Annotated in this window: 20 protein-coding genes; 11 read left to right on the top strand and 9 right to left on the bottom strand. The window is 67.3% G+C overall.

Annotated elements, in window-relative coordinates; translation table 11 throughout:
* Positions 1–43: 43 nt before the first annotated feature.
* From AXYL_RS16230 to AXYL_RS16220, 3 genes are all read left to right on the top strand, one after another.
* Positions 44–1,351: an MFS transporter gene (locus tag AXYL_RS16230; protein WP_013393904.1), complete on the top strand. Its 1,308-nt coding sequence runs from the start codon at positions 44–46 to the stop codon at positions 1,349–1,351.
* An 85-nt stretch (positions 1,352–1,436) separates the two neighbouring features.
* Positions 1,437–2,147 carry a DUF2325 domain-containing protein gene (locus tag AXYL_RS16225; RefSeq protein ID WP_013393903.1) on the top strand — a complete coding sequence of 237 codons (711 nt, stop codon included), beginning with the start codon at positions 1,437–1,439 and terminating at the stop codon, positions 2,145–2,147.
* A 97-nt stretch (positions 2,148–2,244) separates the two neighbouring features.
* Entirely contained in the window at positions 2,245–5,247 is a 3,003-nt protein-coding gene (locus tag AXYL_RS16220) for a GAF domain-containing protein (RefSeq protein ID WP_013393902.1), read from the top strand.
* Positions 5,248–5,284: 37 nt separating this feature from the next.
* Here the strand turns inward: AXYL_RS16220 and AXYL_RS16215 are convergent, their stop codons facing one another.
* Both AXYL_RS16215 and AXYL_RS16210 read right to left on the bottom strand, forming a co-directional pair.
* On the bottom strand, positions 5,285–6,754 hold the full coding sequence (locus AXYL_RS16215; protein ID WP_041653686.1) for an RNA polymerase factor sigma-54: 1,470 nt from the start codon (positions 6,752–6,754) through the stop codon (positions 5,285–5,287).
* A gap of 118 nt (positions 6,755–6,872) precedes the next feature.
* Positions 6,873–7,787, bottom strand: coding sequence for a sigma-54 interaction domain-containing protein (locus AXYL_RS16210; protein ID WP_041655643.1), 915 nt, complete (start codon positions 7,785–7,787; stop codon positions 6,873–6,875).
* A gap of 273 nt (positions 7,788–8,060) precedes the next feature.
* On the opposite strand from AXYL_RS16210, the gene AXYL_RS16205 reads away from it, so the two are divergent.
* Positions 8,061–9,437 carry a sigma-54-dependent transcriptional regulator gene (locus AXYL_RS16205; RefSeq protein WP_013393899.1) on the top strand — a complete coding sequence of 459 codons (1,377 nt, stop codon included), beginning with the start codon at positions 8,061–8,063 and terminating at the stop codon, positions 9,435–9,437.
* A 2-nt stretch (positions 9,438–9,439) separates the two neighbouring features.
* On the opposite strand, the gene AXYL_RS16200 is transcribed toward AXYL_RS16205, so the two are convergent.
* Complete coding sequence (locus AXYL_RS16200) at positions 9,440–9,823, bottom strand: hypothetical protein (RefSeq protein ID WP_013393898.1); 384 nt, start codon at positions 9,821–9,823, stop codon at positions 9,440–9,442.
* A gap of 165 nt (positions 9,824–9,988) precedes the next feature.
* Here AXYL_RS16200 and AXYL_RS16195 point away from each other — a divergent pair, with 165 nt between their 5' ends.
* The gene (locus AXYL_RS16195) at positions 9,989–10,222 is read left to right on the top strand and encodes a hypothetical protein (protein WP_013393897.1); all 234 of its coding nucleotides are present in this window, start codon (positions 9,989–9,991) and stop codon (positions 10,220–10,222) included.
* A 16-nt stretch (positions 10,223–10,238) separates the two neighbouring features.
* Here the strand turns inward: AXYL_RS16195 and AXYL_RS16190 are convergent, their stop codons facing one another.
* Positions 10,239–10,523: a DUF378 domain-containing protein gene (locus tag AXYL_RS16190; protein ID WP_013393896.1), complete on the bottom strand. Its 285-nt coding sequence runs from the start codon at positions 10,521–10,523 to the stop codon at positions 10,239–10,241.
* Between the two features lie 162 nt (positions 10,524–10,685).
* Here AXYL_RS16190 and AXYL_RS16185 point away from each other — a divergent pair, with 162 nt between their 5' ends.
* The gene (locus AXYL_RS16185; RefSeq protein ID WP_013393895.1) at positions 10,686–11,276 is read left to right on the top strand and encodes a hypothetical protein; all 591 of its coding nucleotides are present in this window, start codon (positions 10,686–10,688) and stop codon (positions 11,274–11,276) included.
* A 28-nt stretch (positions 11,277–11,304) separates the two neighbouring features.
* On the top strand, positions 11,305–11,925 hold the full coding sequence (locus AXYL_RS16180) for a DUF4142 domain-containing protein (protein WP_013393894.1): 621 nt from the start codon (positions 11,305–11,307) through the stop codon (positions 11,923–11,925).
* Between the two features lie 24 nt (positions 11,926–11,949).
* Here the strand turns inward: AXYL_RS16180 and AXYL_RS16175 are convergent, their stop codons facing one another.
* The 3 genes from AXYL_RS16175 to AXYL_RS16165 all read right to left on the bottom strand — a co-directional run bounded on the left by AXYL_RS16175 (position 11,950) and on the right by AXYL_RS16165 (position 13,667).
* Entirely contained in the window at positions 11,950–12,837 is an 888-nt protein-coding gene (locus tag AXYL_RS16175) for an SDR family oxidoreductase (protein WP_013393893.1), read from the bottom strand.
* An 82-nt stretch (positions 12,838–12,919) separates the two neighbouring features.
* On the bottom strand, positions 12,920–13,261 hold the full coding sequence (locus AXYL_RS16170; RefSeq protein WP_013393892.1) for a DUF883 family protein: 342 nt from the start codon (positions 13,259–13,261) through the stop codon (positions 12,920–12,922).
* Positions 13,262–13,337: 76 nt separating this feature from the next.
* Positions 13,338–13,667: a four-helix bundle copper-binding protein gene (locus AXYL_RS16165; RefSeq protein WP_013393891.1), complete on the bottom strand. Its 330-nt coding sequence runs from the start codon at positions 13,665–13,667 to the stop codon at positions 13,338–13,340.
* Between the two features lie 159 nt (positions 13,668–13,826).
* Between AXYL_RS16165 and AXYL_RS34345 the strand changes: the two genes are divergently transcribed.
* The gene (locus AXYL_RS34345; protein ID WP_013393890.1) at positions 13,827–14,078 is read left to right on the top strand and encodes a hypothetical protein; all 252 of its coding nucleotides are present in this window, start codon (positions 13,827–13,829) and stop codon (positions 14,076–14,078) included.
* Here AXYL_RS34345 and AXYL_RS16160 read toward each other — a convergent pair.
* On the bottom strand, positions 14,064–15,134 hold the full coding sequence (locus AXYL_RS16160; RefSeq protein ID WP_013393889.1) for a DNA topoisomerase IB: 1,071 nt from the start codon (positions 15,132–15,134) through the stop codon (positions 14,064–14,066). The two genes, AXYL_RS34345 and AXYL_RS16160, sit on opposite strands and share 15 nt — an antisense overlap.
* 127 nt (positions 15,135–15,261) lie before the next feature.
* On the opposite strand from AXYL_RS16160, the gene AXYL_RS35185 reads away from it, so the two are divergent.
* The 3 genes from AXYL_RS35185 to AXYL_RS16150 all read left to right on the top strand — a co-directional run bounded on the left by AXYL_RS35185 (position 15,262) and on the right by AXYL_RS16150 (position 16,730).
* A complete protein-coding gene (locus AXYL_RS35185) occupies positions 15,262–15,429 on the top strand; it encodes a hypothetical protein (protein ID WP_013393888.1) in 168 nt (55 codons plus the stop codon).
* Positions 15,430–15,477: 48 nt separating this feature from the next.
* Positions 15,478–15,630, top strand: coding sequence for a DUF3309 family protein (locus AXYL_RS34340; RefSeq protein ID WP_013393887.1), 153 nt, complete (start codon positions 15,478–15,480; stop codon positions 15,628–15,630).
* Positions 15,631–15,788: 158 nt separating this feature from the next.
* On the top strand, positions 15,789–16,730 hold the full coding sequence (locus AXYL_RS16150) for a 2-hydroxyacid dehydrogenase (RefSeq protein WP_041655639.1): 942 nt from the start codon (positions 15,789–15,791) through the stop codon (positions 16,728–16,730).
* Positions 16,731–16,740: 10 nt separating this feature from the next.
* On the opposite strand, the gene AXYL_RS16145 is transcribed toward AXYL_RS16150, so the two are convergent.
* On the bottom strand, positions 16,741–17,574 hold the full coding sequence (locus AXYL_RS16145; protein ID WP_013393885.1) for a universal stress protein: 834 nt from the start codon (positions 17,572–17,574) through the stop codon (positions 16,741–16,743).
* Positions 17,575–17,593 lie beyond the last annotated feature (19 nt).

The following is a 17,593-nucleotide window of genomic DNA, read 5'->3' as shown; positions in this document are numbered from 1 at the left end:
CTTGATCGCGTGGGCTGCATGCCCGCTGCTTTCGAGAATTCCGATGTCTTCCCCCTCCGCCTGTTCTTCCTCTTCAACCTCCGAGTCCGCCCCGGCGGCGCCTGTTCTCACGCCTTCCGATCATCTTGCCCGCGGCACTGCGGGGTTGCGGCGCGCCCAATGGGCCTTGTTCGCGGCCGGCTTTTCCACGTTTTCGCTGCTGTATTGCGTGCAGCCGCTGATGCCTCTGTTCACCCACGCTTTCGGCGTATCGGCTGCCCAAAGCAGCCTGGTGCTGTCGCTATGCACCGGTTTCCTGGCGGTGGCCATTTTTTTCGTGGGCCTGTTTTCGCAAGCCGTGCCGCGCAAGCGCGCCATGGCGCTATCGCTGTTTGCGTCCGCGGTGCTGGGCACCATCGCCGCCGCGGCGCCAGACTGGCACAGCCTGCTGGCGCTGCGCGCCCTGCAAGGCCTGGCCATGGGCGGAGTGCCGGCGCTGGCTATGGCCTATCTGGCCGAAGAGGTCGAACCGGGCACCCTGGGTTTCGCCATGGGCCTGTACATCGGCGGCAGCGCCTTCGGCGGCTTGTCCGGCCGCGTCATCACTGGCCTGGTGTCCGATCATTTCGGCTGGCGCGCCGCGCTGGCGACGCTGGGCCTTGTGGGTATCGTAGCGGCGGTGCTGTTCGTCTGGCTGCTGCCCGCGTCGCGCAGGTTTGCGCCGCAGCGGGGCAGGGGGTGGACCGGCGTGTGGGGCGATGTGCGCGCGGGCGCCGCCTCGCATCTGAAGAACGGCCCCCTGTGCGGGTTGTTTGCGCTGGGCGGCCTGCTGATGGGCGCCTTCGTCACGGTCTACAACTACGTGGGTTTCCGCCTGCTGCTGCCGCCGTTTTCGCTGAGCCAGACCTTTATCGGCTTCATCTTCGTGGTGTATCTGGTCGGGATTTTCGCGTCGACCTGGTTCGGCCGTCTGGCCGACCGTCATGGCCGCGGCGCAATGCTTTCGGCCGCCACCGGAATGGCGTTGGCCGGCCTGCTGTTGACCCTGTCCAACTGGCTGCCGCTGCTGATAGCCGGGATCGTGGTGTTCACCTTCGGCTTTTTCGCCGCCCACGCGGTCGCCAGCGGCTGGGTCGGGCAGATGGCGCGCGGCTACAAGGCGCTGGCGGCATCGCTTTATCTGCTGGTGTACTACGTCGGCGCCAGCGTGCTCGGCGCCTGGGGCGGCCACTTCTGGACCACCGGCCAGTGGCCCGGCGTTGCGGCGATGGCGGGCGCGCTGCTGGTCTTGGCGCTGGCGATCAGCGCCGGCCTGTACCGGCGCACGGGCCGCGCACCGGCGTCCGCCGCGGTGGGGGGCAGCGCCTCCTAGAATTCGCGCTAAAAGCTAGTAATTCTCATTTATAATTAGCGGCCCGCCCATAGAGCAGCATCCCCAACCAGATCCGAGGGCCGCGATGAATCCTATCTCCCCCGACAGCCAGAACCTGCGGCGCGAGCATGCCGCGCTGCTGGCCGCCTACGGACAGGCGCAAGCGCATTGCAGCCGGCTGCTGGCGGCGCAGGCGGCGCGCATCCTGTATCTGGAGAGCGAGGCCATGCGTCTGCGTGCGGCGGTCATCCTGCGCGACACCGCGCTGGCCTGGGCGCGCGAAGACCGCAAGGCGCTGGAGACCTCCATTCCCGGCTTGCCCCGGCGCGTGGCGCTGGCCCGCAGCGTCACCCAACTGATGGAACGGGTGCAGACCCTGATGCGCGAACGCTTGGCCTGGCAGGGACGCGCTGGCGCCGCCGCGCGCGAACTGGAGACGCTTACGGAGCCGCCGGCCTGGCGGCCCGCGCCTTCCGCGGTGGTGCTGCGTGAAAAAGCGGTGCTCTGCGTGGGCGAGGATGCCGTCGCGCTGGCGCTGACCCGCAAGATGGTCGAACTGGCCGGCGGACGTTATCTCGGCCATGACGGCGGCGCCGATACCGACGGCAATACGCTGGAAGCCAGCCTGGTCGCCGCGGACCTGGTGATCTGCCAGACCGGTTGCGTCAGCCACGGTGCGTACTGGCGCGTCAAAGACCATTGCACCCGCACCGGCAAGCAATGCGTGCTGGTCGACAAGCCCGAGGCCCTCCAGGCGTTGCGGCTGGAACGCGAACCGCTGAAGACGGATTGCTGAACCGGCCGCTATCCGCGGGCGATCCGTAGCGTCGGGTTACCTAGCGTTTCGGCTGCGCGGCCACTCCCGCAATACAGTCGGGGGCAAAGGGGCCGAGATGCTGACCAAGCGAGACCAAGTGGCGCTACCCTGGACGGACACGCTTGCCCGCCTGGAGGACGAGCGCATCATGTTGCAGCGGATCGCCGCCGGCGTGCCGTTGGCCGAGGTGCTGGAACATGTGCTGCATGCCATCGAGGCGCAATCCAGCATAGATCTGCGCACCGCCATCGCGCTGGTGGACGATACCGGCGGCTTCCTGCTGCACGGCGCCGCGCCCAGCCTGCCGGCGGCCTATAACGCGGCGGTGCACAGGGCCGCCATCGGTCCCGGCACGGCGTCATGGGGCGAGGCGGCCTACACCGGCAGTCCGGTCTACGTGGACGATATCGCCTTGAGTCCGGGCTGGGAACGCTGGCGGGACCTGGCCTTGTCGCACGGCTTGCGAGCCTGCTGGTCCACCCCGATCAAGGCGCCCGACGGACGCCTGCTGGGTATTTTTTCCAACTACTACGGCGTCGCGCGTACACCGTCGGCCCATGATATCGATGCGATTGCCCTGGTCACGCGCAGCGCTGCCCTGGCGATAGAACGTCATCTGACAGAACTGGCCTTGCGCCAGAGCGGCGAGCGCTGGCGCGCCATGTTCGCGGGCATGCAGGAGGCGTTTTTTCTCAGCGAGGCGTTGCGCGACGACGCCGGGCGCATCGTCGATTTCCGCTTCCTGGAGGTCAATCCCGCATTCGAGCGCCAGACCGGCATGAAGGAGGGCGACACCCTGGGCCATACCTTGCGAGAGATGATTCCCGGCGTGCCCGGGCAGATCATGGACACCTTCGCCCAGGTGGTGGATAGCGGCGAGCCGACGCAGTTCGAGTTCATGGTGCCCGCGCCCAAGGAAGCCTGGTACGAAGCCCGCGCGCGCAAGGACGGCCCCGGCCGGATGATGGCACTGTTCCTGGACGTGACGGCGCGCAAGACGGCGGAAGCCGAGCTGTGGGAAGGGCAGCACCGCAAGAACTACCTGGCCGCCCTCGGTGACCGCATGCGCGAACTGCATCGGCAGGAGGACATCGAGCGGGCGGCTTGCGAAGGCTTGTGCCAGCATCTGGCGCTGGCCCAGGTTGCGGTGCTGGATGCGGAAGGCGAGGGCCAGGGGCCTGCCATCTCCTCATGTTGGCCGCCGGGCGTCGAGCTGCTGGGACAGCCGCCGCACCCGCTCGATGCCCTGGGCGACGACTACAACGCGGCGCTACGCCAGGGGCGCACGACCTATCTGGCGCCCCTGCTGGGAGAAGCCGGCGGCGAGATCCGTCCTTGGGCGATTGTGGCGCCGCTGCGGCGCTGGGGCAGGCATAAAGGCGCCTTGCTGGCATGCCCCGCGTCGGGCAGCCGTCTCAAGAACAGCGACATCGCGTTCATCGAGGAAGTGGCGGAACGCATGTGCGGCGCGGTCGAACGTTCGCAGTACGCGCGCACCCTGGAGCAGCGCGTCGAGGATGCGATCGCCGAGCGGGACCGGATATGGCGCCTGTCTCCGGAATTGCTGGCGGTGATCGACCGGCAAGGGCGCTTCGTCAGCGTCAATCCGGCCGTGCGCGTCATCCTGGGCTGGACGCCCGAACAGTTCTTGACGATGGAACTGTCCGAACTGGTCCATCCCGAGGATCTGGCGGCGACCCTGGGGGCATGGAGCTGGGCCTCGGAGGACATGGGCCCGCGGCCCGCCGCCAGGCACCTGGAAAACCGCATGCTCAAGCGTGACGGCAGCCATTGCTGGATAACCTGGAGCATGTCCTGGGCGCAGGACAGCCTTTATGTGGCGGGGCGGGACGACACCGACCTGAAGCTGCAATCCCAGGCCCTGCGCGATACCGAGAATGCCTTGCGCCAGTCCCAGAAGATGGAAGCGGTGGGGCGCTTGACCGGCGGCATCGCCCACGACTTCAACAACATGCTGCAAGGGATCTCTGGGGCGCTGTACCTGGTGCAGCGCAAGATCACCGCGGGCGCGCCGGAACAGGCTTTGCGCTTTGTGGACGTCGCCATGGATTCGGCCAACCGGGCGGCCCATCTGACGCAACGGCTGCTGACCTTTTCGCGGCGGCAACCGATCGACCCCAAACCGTTCTGCGCGGCCTCCGCGCTGCAGTCCATGGTCGCCTTGTTTCACCGCTATACCGGCGAACGGGTGGCGTTGCGCTTGGACCTGCGGCAGGAACTGTGGACGGTCTGCTGCGACAAGAACCAGTTCGAGAACGCCATGCTGAACCTGGTGATCAACGCCTGCGATGCCATGCCCAACGGCGGCACGCTGACGGTTGCTGCGCGCAACGTGGAGCCGGACGATCCCCTGCTGCTGCAGTCGGTCGGCGCGCATTCGGGACGCTTCGTCGAAGTCTCGGTGACGGACGAAGGCTGCGGCATGGCGCCTGACGTGCTGGCGCATGCTTTCGACCCGTTCTTCACCACCAAGCCGATGGGCCAGGGCACGGGCCTGGGCCTGTCCATGATTTACGGCTTCGCCAAGCAGGCGGGCGGCGCCGCCGGCCTGGAGAGCACCGTAGACATAGGCACCACGGTCAGGCTGTTCCTGCCGCGCCATGATGGCGCGCCCGAAAGCGTGCAGAATGGCGAGCGCCCGGCGCAGGCCGCCCCAGGCGCGGCGCGCAAGGAAGTCGTGCTGGTGGTGGAAGACGATGCGAACGTGCGCGAGATGGTGTGCGAATGCCTGGCCGAACTGGGCTTGGAGGTGCTGGCCGCGGCAGACGGCGAGGCTGGACTGGAGTTCTTGCAATCCGCGCGCGGCATTGACCTGCTTGTGACCGACGTCGGATTGCCGGGACTCAACGGCCGGCAGTTGGCCGACGCCGCCCGCGTGGCGCGTCCCGGCCTGCGCGTGTTGCTGATGACGGGCTACGCCGAGAGCGCCGCGCGCGGCCAGGGCTTTCTGGAACAGGGACTGGAGCTGATCGTGAAACCCTTTCGGTTGGACAAGCTGTCGGAGCGCGTACAGGGCATGCTGGACAGCGCGCCGGATGGAACCCGCCAGGACGCCTAGCGCTTGCGGTCGCTCGACGGCGGGCCTTGCGCGCGGGCTAGTGGCGACGGCGCAATTCCGCGGGCGGCATGCGCAATTGGCCGCGATACTTCGATACCGTGCGCCGCGCCAGCAGGATGCCGTTCGCGGCCAATTGCTGGGTCAGCGCCACGTCGGACAGCGGCATGGCCGGGTCCTCGGCCTCTACCATTTCCTTGATGAGGGCGCGCACCGCCGTGGCGGAGCAGGAACCGCCGGTGTCGGTGGCCAGTTCGCGCGAAAAGAAATGGCGGAATTCAAAAACCCCGCGCGGCGTCACCATGTACTTGCCGACGGTCGCGCGAGACACCGTGGACTCATGCATGTCCAGGTCGTCGGCCACTTCGCGCAGCATCAGCGGCCGCAAGGCTACGTCGCCATACTCGAAGAAGGTCTGCTGGCGCTTGACGATGGCTTCGGCCACGCGCTGGATGGTGACGTAGCGCTGTTCGACGTTGCGCACCAGCCAGCGAGCTTCCTGGAGTTCCTGCGCCATGGGGCTGCGATCGTCCAGGCGGGCGCGCCGGAACAGTTCGGCATAGGTTTGGTGCAGCCGCGCCTGGGGCATGGCGTTGCGGTTGGGCAGCACGCGCCAGCGCGATTGCCATTTGTCCACGAACACGTCGGGCACGACATAGACAGGCGCTTCGGCGCTATAGCGGCCGCCCGGCTTGGGGTCCAGGCTGCGGATCAGCGCGCAGGCCTCGCGCAGCGCTTCCTCGGAGCAGCCCAGCTGCTGGCGCAGGCCCGCGCAATCGTTGCGGGCCAGCCGATCGAGCTGTTCGCGCACGATGCGCAAGGCCAGGGCCCGCAGTTCGTCGCCGATGCCGCTGGCTGCCGCCAACTGCAGCGACAGGCATTCGGCCAGATCGCGCGCGGCCAGCCCTGGGGCGTCCAGCTGCTGGACCAGGCGCAGCGCCGTCATCCATTCGTCCTCGTCGGGGACGGCGTCGGCGCCGCGGTGCGCGTCGCCCCACAGGCTGGCCAGCGGCACGCGCAGGTAGCCGTCGTCATCAAGCGCATCGATGATGAACTCCGTCAATAGGCGGTCGCGCGGCGCCAGCTGATAGTTGCCCAGTTCCAGCGACAGGTGCTGGCTCATCGAAAGCGTCGAGGCGGCCCAAAGCCCTTGATCGCGTTCCTGGCCTTCGCCCTGGCCGCGCGTCGGATAGTCGCCGGAGTAGGCGGGCGCGTCCGGCATGGGCGGCTCGACCTGCGGCGCTGGGTCCGGTGCGGTGGTGTCGGCGGCGGGAGGAAAGACCCCCGCGACGGCGCCCGGTTCAGCCTCCTGCTCATCGGCTTCTTCCAGGAACGGATTGCTGGCCAGCGCCTGTTCCACCGCAGTGGTGAATTCCAGCGCGGTCATCTGCAGCAGCTTGACGGATTGCTGCAGCCGGGGCGCCAGCGTCATCTGCTGGCGCAGGCGCAATTCTTGCGTGGGGTAGACCAATCGAGTCTCCTGGACAGCGGCTGCCGACGGGCAGCCCATCCAGAAACTTAAGCAAGGTCCGTGCCAGGTCCCGCAGCGGGCAGGGTGCGGAAATCGTGTCCGCTTGCTGCCTCAGTATTACAAGGCGCCGGTAAGAAATGCCGCCGGCACGTGGAAATCAGAGGCCGGTGCCGTCCTTCTCGTACCCGTCCAGACGGTTGTAGAGCGTCTTCAGGCTGAGTCCCAGCGTCTCGGCGGTAATGCGCTTGTCGCCTGAATGATGCGCGAGGGTAGCGAGAATGAAGGCGCGCTGCGCCTCATCCAGCGGCATGCCCACGGGAAGGGTCAGTGCGCCATCCCGCACGGTGGCGCGCTGCTCGTCGCGGGCGCGGGGCAGCAGGTCGGCGGCGAGCTCGTCGTCCGCCAGGATGTACGCGCGTTGCACCGCATTGCGCAATTCACGCACGTTGCCGGGCCAATCGTGCGTGGAGATCGCTTCCAGCATGCGTGGGCTGAAGGCTTTCCGCGTGCCGTGCGCCGTGTTCAGGGTATTGAGGAACCAGTGCGCCAGCACCATCGCGTCGTCGCCGCGCTCGCGCAGGGGCGGCACGCGCAGCGGGATCACCAGCAGACGGTGCAGGAAGTCCTGACGCAGGCGGCCTTCGGCGACCGACGCGTGGGGATCGCGGTTACTGGCGCAGATGATGCGGACATTGGCGCGCAGCAGATCGGAGCCGCCCACGCGCTGGTAGGTGCCCGCCTCGAGCACGCGCAGGAAATTGACCTGCAGGTCAGGCGGCATTTCGGTCACTTCGTCCAGGAACAGCGTCCCGCCGCTGGCGTATTCGAAGTAGCCCGCGTTCTGGGCCACGGCGCCGGTGAAGCTGCCTTTTTCATGGCCGAATAGCTCAGCGTGCGCCAGGCTGCCGCTGATGGCCCCGCAGTTCACGGCGACAAAGGGCTGCGCGCGGCGCTCGCTCGCGTCGTGGATGGCGCGCGCGACGATTTCCTTGCCGGTTCCGCTTTCGCCCACGATGAAAACGCTGGCGTCGGTGGCCGCCGCCAGCTGTAGTTGCGCGCCCAGCTTCTGCATCACGGGGGACAGGCCGGATACATCCGTGAGTACGCCCGTAGACGCGGACGCCGTCTCGCGCGCGGCGTTGGGGGTGCGATTCGCCATGCTGATTCCTTGGCCCGGCCTTGGGGCCATGCGCATCCGATCATGCTAGAGGGACGCAGCGGTCCGGGATGCGACGATTTGCAAGCATACGAAAACGTTGATGGAAAGTATCGAACATTTACCCTGCCTTCGGCCGTAGTCGCTATGCTGGATAACTGAGCGCAACATTCGCGATACGGAGTAGGCATGCCCCATCTGCTGATCGTTGACGACGACCCCACGATACGCGAAACCCTGGCCGAGATCGGCCGCGAGAACGGGTTTTCCGTGGCGCTGGCTGCGAGCGTCAAGGACGCGCTGATCCAGCTGGAACGACACGCGCCCGACCTGGTGCTGACCGACATCCGCCTGCCCGAAGGCAGCGGCATGGACATCTTCAAGAATGAGGCCGCGGCCAGCGCCGAGGTGGTGGTGATGACCGGCCACGGCACCGTGGACAACGCCGTCCAGGCCCTGCGTTTGGGGGCTACCGACTATCTCGTCAAGCCCATCTGCATGGAGCGCCTGAACGGCATCTTCGCCCGCGTGAGCGCGAACTCGGGCAGCGATCCTGCCGGCGCGCCGTTCGAGGAACCCGGCCGCTACGGCAGGATGTATGGCGCATCCGCCGGCATGCAGGACGTCTACCGCCAGATCGGCCGCGTGGCGCCCACCAACGTTACGATCTTGCTGATCGGCGAGAGCGGCACGGGCAAGGAATTGGCCGCGCATGCCGTCCATGAACTCAGCGCGCGCCGCCAGCGTCCGCTGATCGCGGTGAACTGCGGCGCAATCTCGCCCAACCTGATCGAAAGCGAAATGTTCGGGCATGAACGCGGCAGCTTCACCGGCGCCGACCGCCAGCACAAGGGCTATTTCGAGCGTGCCGACGGCGGCACCTTGTTCCTGGATGAAGTGACCGAGATGCCGCTGGATCTGCAGGTGAAGCTGCTGCGCGTGCTGGAAACCGGGCAGTTCATGCGGGTGGGGACCAACCGGGAGATCGCCTGCGATATCCGGATCGTCGCCGCCACCAACCGCGATCCCGAGCAGGCGGTCAAGGAAGGCAAGCTGCGTGAAGATCTTTACTACCGGCTCAGCGTCTTTCCCATCAAGCTGCCCGCGCTGCGCGAACGCGGCGACGACATCCTGTTCCTCGCCAATCGTTTCCTGCAAGGGTTGAACCAGGAGGCGGGCAAGAACAAGCATTTCTCGCAGCGGGCGGTGGCGGCGCTGCAGCAGTACGGGTGGCCCGGCAATGTGCGGGAACTCAAGAACTACGTGCGGCGCGCGTTCATCATGGCGGAAGGCGACGCACTGGAGGCGGACATGCTGACGCCACGGGTGTCGCCGGCCGGCGACGGCGCGGCTGGCCAGGTGAGCGTGCCGGTGGGAGAAACGCTGGCGGAAGCGGACCGGCGCCTGATCCTGGCGACGCTGGAGCGGTGCAACGGCGTGAAAAAGCAGGCTGCCGCCGTGCTCGGCATCAGCCCCAAGACGCTGTACAACCGGCTGGAAGAGTACGCCGCGGCGGACGCGGATGCGCCCGCCGCGGCGTCTGCCAGGAAACAGGACCGGTCCTGACTTCATTTTCCGTACCGCGTTTTCAGGTCCGCCATGCAGGCGTCCTTGGCGTTGCCGGACATGCCGTCGCATTTCTCCTTGCCGACCTTGTAGTCGGCGTCGTTGCGCACCTTGGCCGCGTCATGCGAGGCCTCGGCCTTTTCCTTGCCGGCCTTGGCATCGGCCCGGGCCTTGTCGCGCGTGGCTTCGGCTTGCTGCTGGCAGACGTCCTTCTGATTGCCCTTCATGCCGTCGCAGCGCTTCTTGTCCAGCTTGTACTGGTCGTCGATCTGCTCGTTGCTGCGAACCGCAGTGGCGCCGCCTTGCATGGTTTGCGCCGGGGCCTGAAAGGCCAGGGCCGAGAGACTCAGGGCGACGGCGGGGAGAACGACTCGGGACAGATTCATGGCTGACTCCTTGGATGGGGCCCGGCATCGTCCGGGCCTGGCCTCATGCGCAAGCAAGCGGCGTGCCCGGGCGGGCCGGGCACGCCGCTTGCTCGGGGGGCTGACGGCGGGCGATGCAGATGCGCGGCGCCCGCGGCATCCATTGAACGAGACGGGGATACGAATATGGAAACCAAGCGGACAGACAACGCGAAAGCGGATCCGGAGCATGCCAAGGCCAATGCGCCGCGCACGGAAACCGAAGCCGCCCATCGCAGCGGCCAGTTCGGCACGGACAAGCCCGGTTTCGGCAAGCCGCCCGCCGCGCCCAAGCGCGAATCGGACAAGAAACCCAATGACAAGGGCGCCGAGTACGAGGAAGGCGGGCAGTATCCGGGCAAGCGTCCCGGCACGGCGTGACCGTCTTCCGGTGTGCTCATTCCGGTTGTTCGCCCAGCCTGAAAAGCAGCACCACGCTGTATAGCGCGGCCAGACCGATCAAGCCATAGACACTGCGGGTGGCAGCGGCCGAGGGCAGTATCTTGGCGAACACGTCCAGATCGACCGCGGCGATCAGGCCGGTATTCAGGCCGCCTGCCACCACTGCGATCAATGCCGACCAGTCCAGGATGGACAGGCCGCGGGTTTCGGGCGGCATCGGCGGTGGCGCCGATTCGTCTTCCAGCTCGGAGAAATCTTCATTGTTGCCGGGCATGTCCATGGGGATGTCCTTTGCGCAGGATGCGGGTGGGGCGGAACTGCGGGCGGACTGCCTTTGCCGGCTGGGCCAGGCCGCTTGCCACGCCCGCAGCAAGCACCGTGCCCGGCGCGGGCATGGCAGTTGCTGTCCATGAGGCAATGATCCCCAGCGCTGGAGAGCACCATGTCCTTGATCGTTGCAGCCCGATTCGACACTTTCGACCACGCGGCTGAAGCGGCGCGCAAGCTGTGCGCGGCAGGATTCACCGAAGACGATATCCATACTTTCTACATCAATACCGCCGGCGAGCATGCGCGCTATCCGATAGGCGGTGACCGCGTGGCAGATCCGGATGCCAAGGGCGGCCATCTTGGGGCGGTGGCGGGCGCCTCCGCGCTGGGCCTCGTGTTCGCGCTGCTGGGCGGGCTGATCGCTGCCCGCGTTGGCGCGTCGGTGCTGATGGTCATAGCAGGCGCTGGCGTGGGCGCCTACCTGGGCGCTTTGGCCGGCGCGCTGTGGGTGGTCGGGCGGGGCCGCCGTAGACATCCCGCCGCGCCTGTCGCTACTGACTCCCATCCCGCTGTGCGCCAGGCCGGGGTGATGTTGGCGCTGCATGTGTTGCCGGACCGTGACGCGTTGGCCAGGACGGTACTGAAAGAAGCGGGCGGCAGGGATATCGAACGCGCCCATGGCCGCTGGTTGAACGGGAAGTGGGAAGACTTCGATCCGCTGACGCCGCCCCGGCACGTGGAAGCGCCGACGACGGCGCAGTAGGAACGGACTATCGATATGGGAGGCGGACATGAAGAAGACGACTTGGCTGTGCGGCATCGTCGCGATTTGCCTGCTGATCGCGCCAGGCGTGCTGGGCGGTGTGCGGGCGCAGGAATTGGCGGAGCCGGAGGCGCGCTTCCTGCAGGCCGCGGCGGGTTCGGGGATGTTCGAGGCGGAGGCTGCGGAACTGGCGAAAAAGCGCGCCGGCGACGGCGACGTCAAGGCGTTCGCTGCGAAGATGCTGGAGCAGCATCGCGCCATGAATGCCGAACTCAAGACCCTGGCGGCGAGCAAACAGGTGAAGCTGCCGACCGAACCCTCTGAGCCCGATCGCGGCACGTTGGAACAACTGAGCAACAGGACCGGAGCGGACTTCGATGCGCTTTACATCGAAAAGGCGGCCATGGACGCGCACACGATGGCCAACCGTCTGTTCGAGACTGCTGCGCGCGAGTCCAAGGACCCGCAGGTGCGAGAGTTCGCTGCGCGCTCGCTGCCCATGCTGGCCCAGCATCTGGCCATGGCCCGCAAGCTGCAGGGCACTGCGCCGGCCGACCCCGACAAGATCCAGCCCGCCGTCAAGGGAGAGGCACCGGCGGTCTCGCCCGCGTCGCGCGAAGCGCCTGCGTCGATAGCGCCGCCGAAGTAAGGACCGCGCGGCGCCGGACTGGCCTCAGTCGCCGGCGCTGCCGGTAATGGGAAGCACGATGCCGGTGATATAGCTGGCGCATGCGGGCGAGGCCAGGAAGACGTAGGCCGGGGAAATTTCCTCGGGTTGCGCCGGGCGTCCGAAGTCGGTGTGCTTGCCAAATTCCTTGATCTTTTCAGGACTTTGGTCGGCGGGATTCAAGGGAGTCCATACGGGTCCTGGAGCCACTGCGTTCACGCGCACCCCTTTGCCGGCAAGATTGGCGGCCAGCGATCGGGTGAATGCATGGATCGCGCCCTTGGTGGTGGAGTAGTCCAGCAGCTTGGCGCTGCCGCGCAGGCCCGTGACCGATCCCGTATTGATGATGGACGCGCCGGCGTGCAGGTGCGGCAGCGCCGCGCGGGCCATCTGGAAATAGCCGGTGATGTTGGTGCGCAGCGTCTTATCCCACTTTTCGTCGCTGATCTCGGGCAGGGTGTCCGTGTGCTGCTGATAGGCGGCGTTGTTCACCAGCACATCGAGTTTGCCGTACGCGCGTATCGTCTGTTCCACCGCCTGCTCGCAGAACGCCGGATCCTGCACGTCGCCGGGGATCAGCTCGCAGCGCCTGCCTTCGCTCTCCACGGCGCGCCGGGTGTCTTCGGCGTCTTCCTGTTCATTAAGATAGACCACCGCCACGTCGGCGCCTTCGCGCGCATACAGCAGACAAACGGCGCGGCCTATGCCGGAATCGCCGCCCGTCACCAGGGCCACCATGCCATCGAGCTTGCCGCTGCCCTTGTACTGCGGCGCCTGGTACTGGGGCTTGAGCACCATGTCAGCTTCCTGGCCCGGCTTGTCCAGATGCTGGGCCGGCATGGGTGGTGTGGGATGCGGACGGGCGCCGGTGTCGGCTTGATCAGGCTTGCTCATGGGGTTCTCCTGGCGGGCAGGCGCGGCACGCGCCTTGCCCATGTCCAAGCAAATGGCATGCCCGGGCGGTCCGCGATCTGGACTACTGCCGTCCCACCACCACGCCAAACAGGAAAGCCGCGCCCGCCACCAGGCCGATCGCCTGCCAGGGCCGGGCGTGGATGTATTCCTCGGTGCAGTCTATGGTTTCGCGCATCAGGTCGCTGGCGTTGTCGGAAGCGTCGCGCAGGCTGCGCCGCGTGGCGCGCAACTGCTCGGACAGGCGCGCCTTGAGTGCTTCCATGTCGGTTGCGGCGGTGTCGCTGAGCGTCGCTTCCAGATCGTCGATCCAGGCTTCAGGGTGCCGTGAGCGTCGGTGCGCGCCGCGGTTGTCCGGTCCGTTCTCCGGAAAATCGGAGGGCAGGGGGGTGTGGGTAGAGGCCATCGGTAGCTCCTGGCAGTCGGGCGGAAAGTGCGCCGGCGCGGCCGGCCCGGACGGCCGCGCGGCGGGTCGGAAGGCTTCAGGCCTCCAGCATGTCGCGGCAGGCCAGCGTGCAGCCCAGGCATGCGCCTGCGCAAACCTGGCAATGCTCGGCCTCGTGCGACGAACACTCGCGCGCGCAGGCGTCGCACATCAGTGCGCACAAGGTGCACTGGGCAGTGGCGAACTCGCCATCGCGCGCCAGCATGGCCGCACATAGCCGGCACACCGCAGCGCAATCCGTGCACAGCGCGATGCAACGCTGCATCTGCGCGGGGCTCTCCTGCAAGCAGGCGGAGGCGCATATATCGCAGGCGACCGCGCATTCGTAGCAGGCTTGCACACATTGCTCGAAATTTGGATCTCGCATTGCATCTCCTTGTGATGCCCGGTACGCGCCACAACCGGCATGCCTGGCCCGAAGGCCACATCCGCTTGCAATTTGAAGCCTGCCGGCGATGACCCTTGCGGCCTGCCGCCGTAGCATGGGGAGACAGTTCCCCTCGAGGAGCAACCCCAGGAGCCACGCATGAAACCAGCATCCGTACCGGGATCCGCGAAGCCGGCGCGTGCCGGCAAGCAGCCGGAAGACAACGCTAAGATACTGCCGCCGCGTTCTGCCGTCGATGTTCCGCGCAGACCGGATAAACCAGACGCCTCGACCCCGGACGAGGCCGCGCGCGACAAGCGAGTCGTGGCCGATACGCGCACCGAGTCGAACTGGGCTGACGGTTCCGCGCCGCAGCCACAGGCCAAGAATGCGCGCTCATCGATCCTTTGATTCCTGAGCGGCCGGCGCCGCCGCAGCGGCCTGCGCCCGCAAAAAGGCCAGCAGGCGGCGTTCGTCCGGGTGCAGGCCGCGGGGCGCTTGTGGCGCGGCCGCGGCTGGTGGCAACGCGCCCTCCAGATAGGCGGCCAGAATGGCTGGGTGCACATAGCAGGCCCGGCACACGGCAGGCGTATTGGCGAGCCGCCGCGCCACCTGTTTGACCACTTCCACCACGTTCTTCTGCGCCTGGGCGGCGTCGTCGGCGGGACAGCTCTGCAACGCCGCGTAGGCCATGACGGAACCTGCCCAGGTCCGGTAGTGCTTCGCCGTGAAGTCGCCCCGGCCCGCCGCGCGCAGATAGGCATTGACCGCGCCAGAGTCCACCGGATGGCTGCCGCCATCCTCGTCCAGGTACTGGAAAAGCTGCTGGCCGGGGATGTCCAGGCAGCGCTTGATGACGCGCGCCACGCGCCGGTCCGCGGCGCTGACGTCGTGGCTTACGCCGCTCTTGCCCTGGAAGCGGAAACGGAAGCGGTCGCCGCTGACGCTGGCGTGGCGGCGCTTGAGGGTGGTCAGGCCATAGGACTTGTTGGCCCGGGCGTATTCGCGCGCGCCGATGCGCACCAGGGTTGCCTCCAGCAGCCGCACCAGTACGGCTATCACCTTGTTCTGGGATAAGCCGGGGGTGCGCAGATCACGTTCGACCTGGCGCCGGATGCGCGGCAGCGTCTGCGCAAAATCTGCAAGGCTTTGGTACTTGCTCGCGTCGCGCACCGCGGTCCAGTCCGGGTGGTAGCGGTACTGCTTGCGGCCGCGCGCGTCGCGCCCGGTGGCCTGCAGGTGCCCAAGCGGAGACGGGCAGATCCATACCTGCTCATAGGCCGGAGGTATCGCCAGGGCATCGATGCGCTTGATCTCCCGCGCACTGCGTATCCGCTTGCCGCGCGCGTCCAGGTAGTGGAAGGCGTGGCCGTTGATGCGGGCTCGCGTATAGCCTGCCCGGCTGTCGTCGTAATAGACCAGTGCCGCGCCGCCGGACCTGCGGGGCGCTTGGGAGCTTGAGTTCATGTCGTCGGCGCCAGCCAAGGGGGACATGGGCGCTGGCATCAGCATGCGGCGTGCCCGTGCCGGTCACGCGGGCCGGCCCGGGCACGCGGCTTGCTGAGGGAAGAATGGATTTTCCCCGGAGACAGCCATGCACATTGCGTACTCGTATTACCTGCACGTTCCGCCCAAACCAGATCCGATACCGCCGGGTTCGCCTCCCGGGGACCTGCCGGTGGATCCGGATACCGACGAGCCGGACGTCGACCTGCCGCCCTTGTCGCCGCCGGGCAAGGAAATCACGCCGCCCAGCCCCTGACGCGGGCAACGGGATTCCACAGACCCCAACAAGAACCGAGGAGTCGCCATGTCGACCATCCTGCTGATTATCCTGATCCTTTTGCTGGTCGGCGCCGTGCCGGCCTGGCCCCATAGCCGTGGCTGGGGCTATTACCCCAGCGGCATACTGGGCATATTGCTGATCGTCCTGATCGTGATGCTGCTGACCGGACGGCTGTAGCGGGGCCGGTCCACAATAGCGCGAGCCGTGTCGGGCGGCTCGCGCGCCGGTCCTGCCGCCAAGCGGCCGCCTGACGGACGGCGGCTGGCGCGCGTCACGGCCCAGGCGTAACATCGCCGGGTTTTTATGCAGCCCCCGCGATGCGCGGCATTCCCGACATGACCATCCCCTTGCTTGTCCTGATTGAAAGCGTGCAGGACTATCTGCCCGAAATCGAAGCGCGCGGCTTTCGCGCGATTTTTGCGCCTACCGACGCGTCGCGCGCCCAGGCGATCCGCGACCATGGCCATGAGATCCGCATCGTGCTCACGCGCGGCGCAACCGGCTTGCACGCGGCGGAAATGGCGGCGATGCCCAAGCTGGAGATCGCCTGCTCCCTGGGCGTGGGCCATGAGAACATCGATCTGGCCGCGGCGGCCGCGCGCGGCATCGTCGTGACCAACGGTCCGGGCGCCAACGCAGTGTCGGTGGCGGACCATGCCATGGCGCTGCTGCTGGGCGCGGCGCGGCGCTTGCCGCAGGCCGATGCGTCGGTGCGTCAAGGCCATTGGAGCGGCTTCATGGGGCCGCAGGTCTCGGGCAAGCGCCTGGGCATCCTGGGTCTGGGCACCATCGGCCTGGAAATCGCCCGGCGCGGCGCCCTGGGCTTCGGCATGAGCGTGGGTTATTACAGCCGCAGCGTCCGCCCGGAATCCGGCTATGCCTATTTCGATAGCCCGCGCGCGCTGGCAGCGGCGTCGGACTTCCTGGTGGTGGCGACGCCGGGCGGGGCGGGCACGCGCCATCTGGTGGATGCCCAGGTGTTGGAAGCGCTGGGACCCGAAGGGTATCTGGTGAACATCGCGCGCGGCAGCGTGGTCGACACGCAGGCGCTGATCGCGGCCCTGGCCGGGCGCCGCATTGCGGGCGCGGGCCTGGACGTGGTGGACGGCGAGCCCGACGTGCCCAAGGCGCTCATCGAGCTCGACAACGTGGTGTTGACGCCGCATAGTGCGGGCCGCTCACCGGAGGCGGTGCATGCCACCGTGGCGCTGTTCCTGGACAATGCCACGGCGCACTTCGCCGGCAGGCCGGTACTGACCCCCGTGCGCGGGGGCTAGCAGCCTGACGCTAGTGGGAGAACACGATCGGCACGGTCATGCTCTTCAGGATGGACGCGGTGGCGCCGCCCAGCGCCCACTGGCGCAGCTTGCTATGGCCGTAGGCGCCCATGACGATCAGGTCCGCGCTATGGTCGGCAGCGGCATTCAGGATGGTGCTGCCCACGCCGACGCCCTTGATGTCGCGGCGCACGTGCTCGGGCGCCGGCATGCCTTGCGCGACGCAGTAGGTCGCCAGGTCCTCGAACGGCGCTTCATGCTTGGGGCTGGCGGCGCCTTCGTTCATGGTCAGCACGGTCATATGCGTAGCCAGGCGCAGGATCGGCGCGGCATCGGCCAGCGCGCGGGCGGCTTCGCGGCTGCCGTCCCAGCAGCACAGCACGCGGTCGCCGATGACCGGGAATTCGCCGCTGGACGGAATCGCCAGCACCGGGCGGCCGGCCGTCAATAGCGTCTGCTCCACGAATTCGATTTCGTGCGCGGCTTCGACGTCTTCGCGGTTTTCCTGGCTGACCACGATCAGGTCGGTGGTGCGGCCGAGCAGCGCCACGGTCTCGCTGGGCGAGGAGGTGCCAGCGCGCATGAAGGCGGGTACATCCGCCTCGGCGGCAGCCTCGAGAAAGGCAGCTTCTACCGCATCGCGGTTTTGCGCGTGCAGTTCCTTGATGATGCCCAGCGAACGCGACATGAGCACGGATTCGCCGTAGTAGTACTGCGGCGGGGCGGCGTTGGCGTAGATGCCGACCAGCTCGGCCTTGTGGCGCTTGGCCAGGGCCAGGGCAGCTTCAATGCGGCGTTTGCAGTCGAATCCGTGATCGAGGTGGACGGAAATGCGGCGATACATGGAGGCCTCCTTGTTTAAG

Origin of the sequence: Achromobacter xylosoxidans A8, assembly GCF_000165835.1 — a bacterium.
Lineage (GTDB): Bacteria > Pseudomonadota > Gammaproteobacteria > Burkholderiales > Burkholderiaceae_B > Achromobacter > Achromobacter xylosoxidans_B.
Note: the sequence above shows the minus strand (reverse complement) of the source record. Positions and strands in the feature narration are given on the sequence as shown.